We start from the raw sequence: 12,308 nt of genomic DNA, 5'->3' as shown, positions 1-12,308 counted from the left end.
TTTTTATTCTATAAACAATATCTTGGGGAATGGATTCTATATGGGGAATGGTAACTTTTGGCAGTTGTTCTTGGGTAAAGAACCTTACAGCAAAAAATCTGATTTTGTTAAGGCATGGTTATTGTGGTGGGCTATTACCATCCTTGTTCTATTTATTTTAAGCCTGACTACGACATTAAATTTAAGAAGTATAGGTATAGGGTTAAGTTTTGGGTTTTGTCAAATCCTTGGTAGATATACGATGTCTCTAGGATGGAGTAAGTACTGGGGAGTTTTGGGGGTACTTCCTGTAACAAATATTGTTCTTTTTCTTATCTTAATTTTTTTCAAAAAAAGATAAATAAGTCAGTGGGTAGGCTCATTAAACGGCCTACCCATGTTAATTCTTAACTTTTTCTACGCTGCGTATAAATCGCATCCATCACAAAAATTGCCAGCGCCACCCAAATAAAGGCGAAAGTCACCATCTTATCGGCACCCGGTTTTTCACCATAAAACGTCACAGCCAGCAGGAACATCAGCGTCGGGCCAATGTACTGGAAAAAGCCTAACGTTGAGAGACGCAAGCGCGTGGCAGCGGCGGTAAAACACAACAGCGGTACGGTAGTGACAATACCGGCGGCGATCAGCAGTAAATTCAGCGACATCGGGTTTTGCCCCATATGGCTGGTTGAGCTGTCGGCAATAGCAAACAGGTAAATTGCCGCCACGGGCAGCAGCCACATGGTTTCGATTAACATGCCGGTTTGCGCTTCAACGGCAATCTTCTTGCGTACCAGACCGTAGAAGGCAAAACTAAATGCCAGTCCCAGCGCGATAATAGGTAGCGAACCAAAAGTCCACAGCTGGACTAACACGCCACATATCGCCAGAATCACCGCCAGCCATTGCATCCGGCGGAATCGCTCGCCGAGGAAAATCATCCCCAGCACAATGTTCACCAGCGGGTTAATAAAGTAACCAAGGCTCGCTTCCAGCATATGGTGATTGTTCACCGCCCAGATAAACAGTAGCCAGTTGCCACCAATCAGCACGGCAGAGACTGCCAGCATAAAAATTTTCTGTGGCGTCTGAATCAGCGTTTTTAAATAGGACCATGGCGGCAAATACTCATCAGCACCACCATAAAGAAAAACGACCAGATCACGCGATGCGTCAGGATTTCATCGGCGGGCACGTAGTAAATCAACTTGAAGTACGCTGGCGCAATACCCCAAATAAAATAAGCGGCAAGAGCGAGTAATACGCCCTGCCGCGTTTGTTTTGCATCCATCGGGAATACTCATTTTTAATTGGTAACAGCAGTTTACCTGCTTTTATGTCTTCAACCTACCATATAGGTGGCGGTGGCACTGGCAATATAAAGCTGTTCTTCATTGTGTAATTCAACGCGGGCGACGGCGACTTTATTGCCTGCACGCAACAGGCTACTGGTAGCAGTAAAACGCTCGCCCCTGCCTGGGCGCAGATAATCAACGCGAAGATCAATGGTCCCCATCCGCGATAGCCGCTGGCGTAGTTCATCTTCACTGATGGTTTCGTGGCGGGTTAAGGTACTTCCCACGCACACCAGACCGGCGGCGACATCCAGCGCCGACGCAATGACCCCGCCGTGCAAAATGCTTTGCGCCCAGTTGCCCACCATCATTGGCTGATTTTTAAAGGCCAGCTGTGCGAACTCTTTTTCGTAACGCTCCAGTTCCATCCCCAATGCGCGGTTAAATGGCATGTGATAAACAAACATCTCACCCACTAATTTCAGGGCTTGTTCAGCAGTCAGTACGGCAGACATATCATCCTTACACTTCATTGGTTAATGAAATGTTGATTTTATGCTTCTTTGTTGTTGGTTTCTACTTTAGGAAGGGATAACTAACGGCAATGGAGTTAAGTATGTAAAATAGCCCGCAGAAAAACATTCACCTTATCAATAATTCGTTACGGAGAACACGACCGATGCGGACTCTGCAGGGCTGGTTGTTGCCGGTGTTTATGTTGCCTATGGCAGTATATGCACAAGAGGCAACGGTGAAAGAGGTGCATGACGCGCCAGCGGTGCGTGGCAGTATTATCGCCAATATGCTGCAGGAGCATGACAATCCGTTCACGCTCTATCCTTATGACACCAACTACCTCATCTACACACAAACCAGCGATCTGAATAAAGAAGCGATTGCCAGTTACGACTGGGCGGAAAATGCGCGTAAGGATGAAGTAAAGTTTCAGTTGAGCCTGGCATTTCCACTGTGGCGTGGGATTTTAGGCCCGAACTCGGTGTTGGGTGCATCTTATACGCAAAAATCCTGGTGGCAACTGTCCAATAGCGAAGAGTCTTCACCGTTTCGTGAAACCAACTACGAACCGCAATTGTTCCTCGGTTTTGCCACCGATTACCGTTTTGCAGGTTGGACGCTGCGCGATGTGGAGATGGGGTATAACCACGACTCTAACGGGCGTTCAGACCCGACCTCCCGCAGCTGGAACCGCCTTTATACTCGCCTGATGGCAGAAAACGGTAACTGGCTGGTAGAAGTGAAGCCGTGGTATGTGGTGGGTAATACTGACGATAACCCGGATATCACCAAATATATGGGTTACTACCAGCTTAAAATCGGCTATCACCTCGGTGATGCGGTGCTCAGTGCGAAAGGACAGTACAACTGGAACACCGGCTACGGCGGCGCGGAGTTAGGCTTAAGTTACCCGATCACCAAACATGTGCGCCTTTATACTCAGGTTTACAGCGGCTATGGCGAATCGCTCATCGACTATAACTTCAACCAGACCCGTGTCGGTGTGGGGGTTATGCTAAACGATTTGTTTTGATGAACGGTTGAGTGGTTGGCAAATCTGGAATCCAGCATCCAGGATTACCCTCTCAGAGACTAAAAGCATTGCAGTTTCTCGCGCAGGCGCTGAAAATAGCGCCTGTTTTTATTTCAGGCAATCGGGGTGAATGTGGCGCAGGCGGAAGTGTTGAATCTGGAGTCCGGAGCTAAACAGGTTTTACAAGAAACCTTTGGCTACCAACAGTTTCGCCCCGGCCAGGAAGAAATTATCGACACTGTGCTTTCCGGTCGCGATTGCCTGGTCGTCATGCCCACCGGTGGCGGAAAATCCCTTTGCTATCAAATTCCTGCCTTATTGCTAAACGGCCTTACCGTGGTTGTTTCACCGCTGATTTCGTTGATGAAAGATCAGGTGGATCAACTGCAAGCCAACGGCGTGGCGGCGGCGTGCCTTAACTCGACGCAAACCCGCGAACAGCAACTTGAAGTGATGACAGGCTGCCGCACCGGGCAAATTCGTCTGCTTTATATCGCCCCGGAACGCCTGATGCTGGATAACTTTCTTGAGCATCTGGCGCACTGGAATCCGGTGTTATTAGCCGTTGATGAAGCGCACTGTATCTCCCAATGGGGCCACGATTTCCGCCCGGAATATGCCGCGCTCGGTCAGTTGCGCCAGCGGTTCCCGACGCTGCCGTTTATGGCGCTGACCGCCACAGCCGACGACATCACGCGCCAGGATATCGTGCGCCTGCTGGGGCTGAACGATCCGCTGATTCAAATCAACAGTTTTGACCGTCCGAATATTCGCTACATGCTGATGGAGAAGTTCAAACCGCTCGATCAGTTGATGCGCTACGTGCAGGAACAGCGCGGTAAGTCAGGCATTATCTACTGCAACAGCCGCGCGAAAGTAGAAGACACCGCTGCGCGCCTGCAAAGCAAGGGAATTAGCGCGGCGGCCTATCATGCCGGGCTGGAAAATAATGTTCGCGCCGATGTGCAGGAAAAATTCCAGCGCGATGACCTGCAAATTGTGGTGGCGACGGTGGCGTTCGGCATGGGCATCAATAAACCAAACGTTCGCTTCGTGGTCCACTTTGATATTCCGCGCAATATCGAATCCTATTATCAGGAAACCGGTCGCGCCGGGCGTGATGGCCTGCCCGCGGAAGCGATGCTGTTTTACGATCCGGCCGATATGGCGTGGCTGCGCCGTTGTCTGGAAGAGAAGCCGCAGGGGCAGTTGCAGGATATCGAACGTCATAAACTCAATGCGATGGGCGCTTTTGCCGAAGCGCAAACTTGCCGTCGTCTGGTACTGCTGAACTATTTTGGCGAAGGGCGTCAGGAGCCGTGCGGGAACTGCGATATCTGCCTCGATCCGCCGAAACAGTACGACGGTTCAACCGATGCTCAGATTGCCCTTTCCACCATTGGTCGTGTGAATCAGCGTTTTGGTATGGGCTATGTGGTGGAAGTGATTCGCGGCGCTAATAACCAGCGTATCCGCGACTATGGTCATGACAAACTAAAAGTCTACGGTATGGGCCGTGATAAAAGTCATGAACATTGGGTGAGCGTGATCCGCCAGCTGATTCACCTCGGTCTGGTGACGCAAAATATTGCCCAGCATTCTGCCCTACAACTGACAGAGGCTGCGCGTCCGGTGCTGCGCGGCGAATCCTCTTTGCAACTTGCCGTGCCGCGTATCGTGGCGCTCAAACCGAAAGCGATGCAGAAATCGTTCGGCGGCAACTATGATCGCAAACTGTTCGCCAAATTACGCAAACTGCGTAAATCGATAGCCGATGAAAGTAATGTCCCGCCGTACGTGGTGTTTAACGACGCAACCTTGATTGAGATGGCTGAACAGATGCCGATCACCGCCAGCGAAATGCTCAGCGTTAACGGCGTTGGGATGCGCAAGCTGGAACGCTTTGGCAAACCGTTTATGGCGCTGATTCGTGCGCATGTTGATGGCGATGACGAAGAGTAGTCAGCAGCATAAAAAAGTGCCAGTATGAAGACTCCGTAAACGTTTCCCCCGCGAGTCAAATGTATGTTGATGTTATTTCTCACCGTCGCCATGGTGCACATTGTGGCGCTTATGAGCCCCGGTCCCGATTTCTTTTTTGTCTCTCAGACCGCTGTCAGTCGTTCCCGTAAAGAAGCGATGATGGGCGTGCTGGGCATTACCTGCGGCGTAATGGTTTGGGCTGGGATTGCGCTGCTTGGCCTGCATTTGATTATCGAAAAAATGGCCTGGCTGCATACGCTGATTATGGTGGGCGGTGGCCTGTATCTCTGCTGGATGGGTTACCAGATGCTACGCGGTGCACTGAAAAAAGAGGCGGTTTCTGCACCTGCGCCACAGGTCGAGCTGGCGAAAAGTGGGCGCAGTTTCCTGAAAGGTTTACTGACCAATCTCGCTAATCCGAAAGCGATTATCTACTTTGGCTCGGTGTTCTCATTGTTTGTCGGTGATAACGTTGGCACTACCGCGCGCTGGGGCATTTTTGCGCTGATCATTGTCGAAACGCTGGCGTGGTTTACCGTCGTTGCCAGCCTGTTTGCCCTGCCGCAAATGCGCCGTGGTTATCAACGTCTGGCGAAGTGGATTGATGGTTTTGCCGGGGCGTTATTTGCCGGATTTGGCATTCATTTGATTATTTCGCGGTGATGCCAGACGCGTCTTCAGAGTAAGTCGGATAAGGCGTTTACGCCGCATCCGACATTATTTTTCACGCATGCCTCGCCGATGCTAACAGCGCTCCCACCAGCATAAACAACGAGCCGAAAATCTTATTCAGCGCCTTCATCTGCTTTGGTCCTTTAATCCATAGAGCAATCCGTTGAGCAAGGGTGGCGTAACCGATCATCACAATAATATCGACCACAATAGTGGTGACGCCGAGCACGATATACTGCATCAGTTGCGGCTGTTGCGGCATGATGAATTGCGGAAATAGCGCCGCCAGAAACACAATACTTTTGGGATTGGTGAGATTCACAAAAACTGCGCGCTGGAACAAATGTCGACGCGATTGAGTAGAGGCCAGCGATTTAAGGTCAATTGCACCAGCGGCGCGCCACTGCTGGATTCCCAGCCAAATCAAGTAAGCCGCGCCTGCCCACTTCAACACTTCAAACGCAATCACTGAGCGGGAAAATAGCGTCCCCAACCCCACGCCAACCAGCACAATATGAATCGCCAGTCCGGTCTGAAGCCCAGCAATAGACGCCACCGCGCCGCGATAACCGTGGTTGAGCGAGGTGGTCATAGTGTTGATTGCACCAGAGCCTGGCGACAGGCTTAAAATGATCGATGTCAGCAGGTAGGCAAACCACCATTCTAAGGTCATGATGAACTCCCGGTGTGTCTATTTTTGTGCCACAATACGCTACTGTCGCAGCGTTGTGTCAGGCACGCTAAAAAAAACGATTTTACGTGGTTTAAGAGGCAGATTACCCGATGTTTCAGCAGCAAAAAGACTGGGAAACAAGAGAAAACGCGTTTGCTGCTTTTACCATGGGACCGCTGACTGATTTCTGGCGTCAGCGTGATGAAGCAGAGTTTACTGGTGTGGATGACATTCCGGTGCGCTTTGTCCGTTTTCGCGCACAGCACCATGACCGGGTGGTAGTCATCTGCCCGGGGCGTATTGAGAGCTACGTAAAATATGCGGAACTGGCCTATGACCTGTTCCATTTGGGGTTTGATGTCTTAATCATCGACCATCGCGGGCAGGGACGTTCCGGTCGCCTGTTAGCCGATCCGCATCTCGGGCATGTTAATCGCTTTAATGATTATGTTGATGATCTGGCGGCATTCTGGCAGCAGGAGGTTCAGCCCGGTCCGTGGCGTAAACGCTATATACTGGCACATTCGATGGGCGGTGCGATCTCCACATTATTTCTGCAACGCCATCCAGGTGTATGTGACGCCATTGCGCTAACTGCGCCAATGTTTGGGATCGTGATTCGTATGCCGTCATTTATGGCACGGCAGATCCTCAACTGGGCCGAAGCGCATCCACGTTTCCGTGATGGCTATGCAATAGGCACCGGGCGCTGGCGCGCGTTGCCGTTTGCTATCAACGTACTGACCCACAGCAGACAGCGATATCGACGTAACTTACGCTTCTATGCTGATGACCCAACGATTCGCGTCGGTGGGCCGACCTACCATTGGGTACGCGAAAGTATTCTGGCTGGCGAACAGGTGTTAGCCGGTGCGGGTGATGACGCCACGCCAACGCTTCTCTTACAAGCTGAAGAGGAACGCGTGGTGGATAACCGCATGCATGACCGTTTTTGTGAACTCCGCACCGCCGCGGGCCATCCTGTCGAAGGAGGACGGCCGTTGGTAATTAAAGGTGCTTACCATGAGATCCTTTTTGAAAAGGACGCAATGCGCTCAGTCGCGCTCCACGCCATCGTTGATTTTTTCAACAGGCATAACTCACCCAGCGGAAACCGCTCTACAGAGGTTTAAATTTCTTATGTACCAGGTTGTTGCGTCTGATTTAGATGGCACGTTACTTTCTCCCGACCATACGTTATCCCCTTACGCCAAAGAAACTCTGAAGCTGCTCACCGCGCGCGGCATCAACTTTGTGTTTGCGACCGGTCGTCACCACGTTGATGTGGGGCAAATTCGCGATAATCTGGAGATTAAGTCTTACATGATTACCTCCAATGGTGCGCGCGTTCACGATCTGGATGGTAATCTGATTTTTGCTCATAACCTGGATCGCGACATTGCCAGCGATCTGTTTGGCGTAGTCAACGACAATCCGGACATCATTACTAACGTTTATCGCGACGACGAATGGTTTATGAATCGCCATCGCCCGGAAGAGATGCGCTTTTTTAAAGAAGCGGTGTTCAAATATGCGCTGTATGAGCCTGGATTACTGGAGCCGGAAGGCGTCAGCAAAGTGTTTTTCACCTGCGATTCCCATGAACAACTGCTGCCGTTGGAGCAGGCGATTAACGCTCGCTGGGGCGATCGCGTCAACGTCAGTTTCTCTACCTTAACCTGTCTGGAAGTGATGGCGGGCGGCGTGTCGAAAGGCCATGCGCTGGAAGCAGTGGCGAAGAAACTGGGCTACAGCCTGAAGGATTGTATTGCGTTTGGTGACGGGATGAACGACGCCGAAATGCTGTCGATGGCGGGGAAAGGCTGCATTATGGGCAGTGCGCACCAGCGTCTGAAAGACCTTCATCCCGAGCTGGAAGTGATTGGTACTAACGCCGAAGACGCGGTGCCGCATTATCTGCGTAAACTCTATTTATCGTAATCGTTCTTTATTTGGTCAGTTGTCAACCTGATACTTCGCTACAATGGATACTCGTTAATCAAAGAGTTTTCCATTGTGGCGCTACTTATCATCACCACGATTCTGTGGGCCTTCTCCTTTAGCTTTTATGGCGAGTACCTTGCGGGGCACGTCGATAGCTATTTTGCGGTGCTGGTGCGCGTTGGCCTGGCGGCACTCGTTTTTCTGCCGTTTCTGCGTACCCGTGGCAATAGCCTGAAAACAGTCGGCCTGTATATGCTGGTGGGCGCGATGCAGCTCGGCGTGATGTATATGCTGAGTTTCCGCGCTTATCTCTACCTGACGGTTTCCGAGCTGCTGCTGTTCACCGTGCTGACGCCGCTCTACATCACGCTGATTTATGACATCATGAGTAAGCGCCGTCTGCGCTGGGGCTATGCTTTTAGCGCCTTGCTGGCGGTGATTGGTGCCGGGATTATTCGCTATGATCAGGTCACCGACCATTTCTGGACTGGCTTGTTGCTGGTGCAACTCTCCAATATCACTTTTGCCATCGGCATGGTGGGTTACAAACGCCTGATGGAAACTCGCCCGATGCCGCAGCATAACGCCTTTGCGTGGTTCTATCTTGGCGCGTTCCTGGTGGCGGTAATTGCATGGTTCTTGCTGGGAAATGCGCAGAAAATGCCGCAAACCACGCTGCAATGGGGCATTCTGGTGTTTCTTGGCGTGGTGGCTTCCGGGATTGGCTACTTTATGTGGAACTACGGCGCGACGCAGGTGGACGCCGGAACGCTGGGCATTATGAATAATATGCACGTTCCGGCAGGGCTGCTGGTAAACCTGGCTATCTGGCACCAACAGCCGCACTGGCCAACGTTCATTACAGGCGCGCTGGTGATCCTGGCCTCACTGTGGGTGCATCGTAAGTGGGTCGCTCCGCGCTCTTCACAAACGGCAGATGATCGCAGGCGTGATTGCGCGCTGAGCGAATAAATGCTTCTGTAATCGGCTGACGCTGCTCGCCATCGCGCACGGCGGCGTACAGTCGGCTCCACAAGCCTTCGCCCAGGGTTTTGGTCACCACCAGACCCTGGCGCTCAAAACTCTCTACTACCCAATGCGGTAGCGCGGCAATACCCATCCGCGCGGCAACCATCTGAATCAACAATAAGGTATTATCGACGCTTTTCAGTGACGGGCTGACGCCTGCCGGCTGAAGAAAATGCCGCCAGACATCCAGTCGACTACGCTGCACCGGATAAATCAACAGCGTCTCGCTGGCGAGATCTTCCGGTGTAATTCGCGTTTTCGCCGCCAGTGGATGGTCAGGTGCTAACACCAGACGCACTTCATAGTCGAACATCGGCGAATAATGCAGGCCACTGCGCGGCAGGATATCGGAGGTCATCACCAGATCCAGCTCGCCCTGTTGCAACGCGGGCTGCGGGTCAAACGTCACGCCCGATTTAAAATCCATCTCTACCTGCGGCCAGTTCTTATGGAAATTTTCTAACGCGGGCGTCAGCCACTGAATACAGCTATGGCACTCAATGGCAATGCGCAGACGCGTCTGCTGCGGTTCATTGCAGGCTTGCAGTGCCTGGCTAATTTGCGGCAGCACCTGGTTTGCCAGTTGCAACAGGATTTCTCCCTGCGGTGTAAAGCGTAGCGGCTGGCTCTTACGCACAAATAGCCGGAAGCCAAGGCGTTGTTCCAGATCGCTAAACTGGTGAGACAGGGCGGATTGCGTCTGATGCAACGTCGCCGCAGCGGCTGCGAGAGAGCCGCAGTTCCGCAACGCTTGTAGCGTTTTCAGGTGTTTTACTTCGATCATGAAAGTCCTTCACTTCGGCATGAATAATTTGCGCTTGAGGAATATACAGTAACCGCCAATTATGGATGTGTAAACATCTGGACGGCTAAATACTAAAAATTCCATAAGGGGCATATAATGACAATTCTTAATCACACCCTCGGTTTCCCTCGCGTTGGCCTGCGTCGCGAGCTGAAAAAAGCGCAAGAAAGTTATTGGGCGGGGAACTCCACGCGTGAAGAACTGCTGACAGTAGGGCGTGAACTGCGTGCTCGTCACTGGGATCAACAAAAGCAAGCGGGTATCGACCTGCTGCCGGTGGGCGATTTTGCCTGGTACGATCATGTTCTGACCACCAGTCTGCTGCTGGGTAATGTTCCGCCACGTCATCAGAACAAAGACGGTTCGGTAGATATCGACACCCTGTTCCGTATTGGTCGTGGACGTGCGCCGACTGGCGAACCTGCGGCGGCAGCGGAAATGACCAAATGGTTTAACACCAACTATCACTACATGGTGCCGGAATTCGTTAAAGGCCAACAGTTCAAACTGACCTGGACGCAGCTGCTGGAGGAAGTGGACGAGGCGCTGGCGCTGGGCCACAACGTTAAGCCTGTGCTGCTGGGGCCGGTTACTTACCTGTGGCTGGGGAAAGTGAAAGGTGAACAGTTTGACCGCCTTAGCCTGCTGAACGACATTCTGCCGGTTTATCAGCAAATGCTGGCAGAACTGGCGAAACGCGGCATCGAGTGGGTACAGATTGATGAACCCGCGCTGGTACTGGAACTACCACAGGCGTGGCTGGACGCATACAAACCCGCTTACGACGCGCTCCAGGGCCAGGTGAAACTGCTGCTGACCACTTATTTTGAAGGCGTAACGCCAAACCTCGACACGATTACTGCGCTGCCTGTTCAGGGGCTGCATGTGGACCTTGTACATGGTAAAGATGACGTTGTTGAACTGCACAAGCGCCTGCCTTCTGACTGGTTGCTGTCTGCGGGTCTGATCAATGGTCGTAACGTCTGGCGTGCCGATCTTAGCGAGAAATATGCGCAAATTAAGGACATTGTCGGCAAACGTGATTTGTGGGTGGCATCTTCCTGCTCGTTGCTGCACAGCCCCATCGACCTGAGCGTGGAAACGCGTCTTGATGCAGAAGTGAAAAGCTGGTTTGCCTTCGCCCTACAAAAATGCCATGAACTGGCACTGCTGCGCGATGCGCTGAACAGTGGTGACACGGCAGCTCTGGCAGAGTGGAGCGCCCCGATTCAGGCGCGTCGTCACTCTACCCGCGTACATAATCCGGCGGTAGAAAAGCGTCTGGCGGCGATCACCGCCCAGGACAGCCAGCGTGCGAATGTCTATGAAGTGCGTGCCGAAGCCCAGCGTGCGCGTTTTAAACTGCCAGCGTGGCCGACCACCACGATTGGTTCTTTCCCGCAAACCACGGAAATTCGTACCCTGCGTCTGGATTTCAAAAAGGGCAATCTCGACGCCAATAACTACCGCACGGGCATTGCGGAACATATCAGGCAGGCCATTGTTGAACAGGAACGTTTGGGACTGGATGTGCTGGTACATGGCGAGGCCGAGCGTAATGACATGGTGGAATACTTTGGCGAGCACCTCGACGGATTTGTCTTTACGCAAAACGGTTGGGTACAGAGCTACGGTTCCCGCTGCGTGAAGCCACCGATTGTTATTGGTGACGTGAGCCGACCGGCACCGATTACCGTGGAGTGGGCGAAATATGCGCAGTCGCTGACCGACAAACCGGTGAAAGGGATGCTGACTGGTCCGGTGACCATACTCTGCTGGTCGTTCCCGCGTGAAGATGTGAGCCGTGAAACCATCGCCAAACAGATTGCGCTGGCGCTGCGTGATGAAGTGGCGGACCTGGAAGCCGCTGGAATTGGCATCATCCAGATTGATGAACCGGCGCTGCGCGAAGGTTTACCGCTGCGTCGTAGCGACTGGGACGCCTATCTCCAGTGGGGCGTAGAGGCCTTCCGTATCAACGCCGCCGTGGCGAAAGATGACACACAAATCCACACTCACATGTGTTATTGCGAGTTCAACGACATCATGGATTCCATTGCGGCGCTGGATGCGGATGTGATTACCATCGAAACTTCGCGTTCTGACATGGAGTTGCTGGAGTCGTTCGAAGAGTTTGATTATCCCAATGAAATCGGTCCAGGCGTCTATGATATTCACTCGCCAAACGTACCGAGCGTGGAATGGATTGAAGCCCTGCTGAAGAAAGCGGCAAAACGCATTCCGGCAGAGCGCCTGTGGGTTAACCCGGACTGTGGCCTGAAAACGCGCGGCTGGCCAGAAACCCGCGCGGCACTGGCGAACATGGTGCAGGCGGCGCAGAACTTGCGTCGGGGGTAAATCCAAACCGGGTGGTAA

General features: G+C 52.4%; 11 protein-coding genes and 1 pseudogene. 8 read left to right on the top strand and 4 right to left on the bottom strand.

Going from position 1 to position 12,308, the window contains the following annotated elements; translation table 11 throughout:
• The first annotated feature begins 40 nt into the window (after positions 1 to 40).
• Positions 41 to 340, top strand: coding sequence for a hypothetical protein (locus E0D98_RS09120; protein ID WP_000526434.1), 300 nt, complete (start codon positions 41 to 43; stop codon positions 338 to 340).
• A 46-nt stretch (positions 341 to 386) separates the two neighbouring features.
• Here E0D98_RS09120 and rarD read toward each other — a convergent pair.
• Together rarD and yigI are read right to left on the bottom strand one after the other, a co-directional pair.
• Positions 387 to 1,273 (bottom strand): annotated as a pseudogene (rarD, locus tag E0D98_RS09115) (EamA family transporter RarD).
• A gap of 51 nt (positions 1,274 to 1,324) precedes the next feature.
• Entirely contained in the window at positions 1,325 to 1,792 is a 468-nt protein-coding gene (gene yigI, locus E0D98_RS09110) for an acyl-CoA thioesterase YigI (RefSeq protein WP_001277142.1), read from the bottom strand.
• 164 nt (positions 1,793 to 1,956) lie between these two features.
• Between yigI and pldA the strand changes: the two genes are divergently transcribed.
• From pldA to rhtC, 3 genes are all read left to right on the top strand, one after another.
• Complete coding sequence (gene pldA / locus E0D98_RS09105) at positions 1,957 to 2,826, top strand: phospholipase A (protein WP_001259700.1); 870 nt, start codon at positions 1,957 to 1,959, stop codon at positions 2,824 to 2,826.
• 132 nt (positions 2,827 to 2,958) lie between these two features.
• On the top strand, positions 2,959 to 4,788 hold the full coding sequence (recQ, locus tag E0D98_RS09100; RefSeq protein WP_050877110.1) for an ATP-dependent DNA helicase RecQ: 1,830 nt from the start codon (positions 2,959 to 2,961) through the stop codon (positions 4,786 to 4,788).
• Between the two features lie 63 nt (positions 4,789 to 4,851).
• Positions 4,852 to 5,472 (top strand): threonine export protein RhtC, encoded by a 621-nt coding sequence (gene rhtC, locus E0D98_RS09095; protein ID WP_000928824.1) that lies wholly within the window; start codon positions 4,852 to 4,854, stop codon positions 5,470 to 5,472.
• 61 nt (positions 5,473 to 5,533) lie between these two features.
• On the opposite strand, the gene rhtB is transcribed toward rhtC, so the two are convergent.
• Entirely contained in the window at positions 5,534 to 6,154 is a 621-nt protein-coding gene (rhtB, locus tag E0D98_RS09090; protein ID WP_000171710.1) for a homoserine/homoserine lactone efflux protein, read from the bottom strand.
• A 110-nt stretch (positions 6,155 to 6,264) separates the two neighbouring features.
• Here rhtB and pldB point away from each other — a divergent pair, with 110 nt between their 5' ends.
• The 3 genes from pldB (at position 6,265) to bioP (ending at position 9,070) form a co-directional block, all read left to right on the top strand.
• Positions 6,265 to 7,287: a lysophospholipase L2 gene (pldB, locus tag E0D98_RS09085; RefSeq protein WP_000487654.1), complete on the top strand. Its 1,023-nt coding sequence runs from the start codon at positions 6,265 to 6,267 to the stop codon at positions 7,285 to 7,287.
• Between the two features lie 7 nt (positions 7,288 to 7,294).
• Entirely contained in the window at positions 7,295 to 8,095 is an 801-nt protein-coding gene (yigL, locus tag E0D98_RS09080) for a sugar/pyridoxal phosphate phosphatase YigL (RefSeq protein WP_000285353.1), read from the top strand.
• Positions 8,096 to 8,170: 75 nt separating this feature from the next.
• A complete protein-coding gene (gene bioP, locus E0D98_RS09075; protein ID WP_001196238.1) occupies positions 8,171 to 9,070 on the top strand; it encodes a biotin transporter in 900 nt (299 codons plus the stop codon).
• On the opposite strand, the gene metR is transcribed toward bioP, so the two are convergent.
• On the bottom strand, positions 8,958 to 9,911 hold the full coding sequence (metR, locus tag E0D98_RS09070; RefSeq protein ID WP_000573618.1) for an HTH-type transcriptional regulator MetR: 954 nt from the start codon (positions 9,909 to 9,911) through the stop codon (positions 8,958 to 8,960). The two genes, bioP and metR, sit on opposite strands and share 113 nt — an antisense overlap.
• A gap of 117 nt (positions 9,912 to 10,028) precedes the next feature.
• On the opposite strand from metR, the gene metE reads away from it, so the two are divergent.
• Positions 10,029 to 12,290: a 5-methyltetrahydropteroyltriglutamate--homocysteine S-methyltransferase gene (gene metE / locus E0D98_RS09065; protein ID WP_000153962.1), complete on the top strand. Its 2,262-nt coding sequence runs from the start codon at positions 10,029 to 10,031 to the stop codon at positions 12,288 to 12,290.
• Positions 12,291 to 12,308 lie beyond the last annotated feature (18 nt).

The sequence above is a fragment of the Escherichia sp. KCJ4928 genome (assembly GCF_004352695.1).
GTDB lineage: Bacteria > Pseudomonadota > Gammaproteobacteria > Enterobacterales > Enterobacteriaceae > ECMA0423.
This window is presented reverse-complemented; position numbering and strand designations above follow the sequence as displayed.

Bases quoted from the DNA above. Each gene is read 5' to 3' on its own strand.
- E0D98_RS09120 (WP_000526434.1), top strand. From the start codon at position 41: ATGGGGAATGGTAACTTTTGGCAGTTGTTCTTGGGTAAAGAACCTTAC.
- pldA (WP_001259700.1), top strand. From the start codon at position 1,957: ATGCGGACTCTGCAGGGCTGGTTGTTGCCGGTGTTTATGTTGCCTATG.
- metE (WP_000153962.1), top strand. From the start codon at position 10,029: ATGACAATTCTTAATCACACCCTCGGTTTCCCTCGCGTTGGCCTGCGT.
- pldB (WP_000487654.1), top strand. From the start codon at position 6,265: ATGTTTCAGCAGCAAAAAGACTGGGAAACAAGAGAAAACGCGTTTGCT.
- yigI (WP_001277142.1), bottom strand. From the start codon at position 1,792: ATGTCTGCCGTACTGACTGCTGAACAAGCCCTGAAATTAGTGGGTGAG.
- rhtB (WP_000171710.1), bottom strand. From the start codon at position 6,154: ATGACCTTAGAATGGTGGTTTGCCTACCTGCTGACATCGATCATTTTA.
- metR (WP_000573618.1), bottom strand. From the start codon at position 9,911: ATGATCGAAGTAAAACACCTGAAAACGCTACAAGCGTTGCGGAACTGC.
- yigL (WP_000285353.1), top strand. From the start codon at position 7,295: ATGTACCAGGTTGTTGCGTCTGATTTAGATGGCACGTTACTTTCTCCC.
- rhtC (WP_000928824.1), top strand. From the start codon at position 4,852: ATGTTGATGTTATTTCTCACCGTCGCCATGGTGCACATTGTGGCGCTT.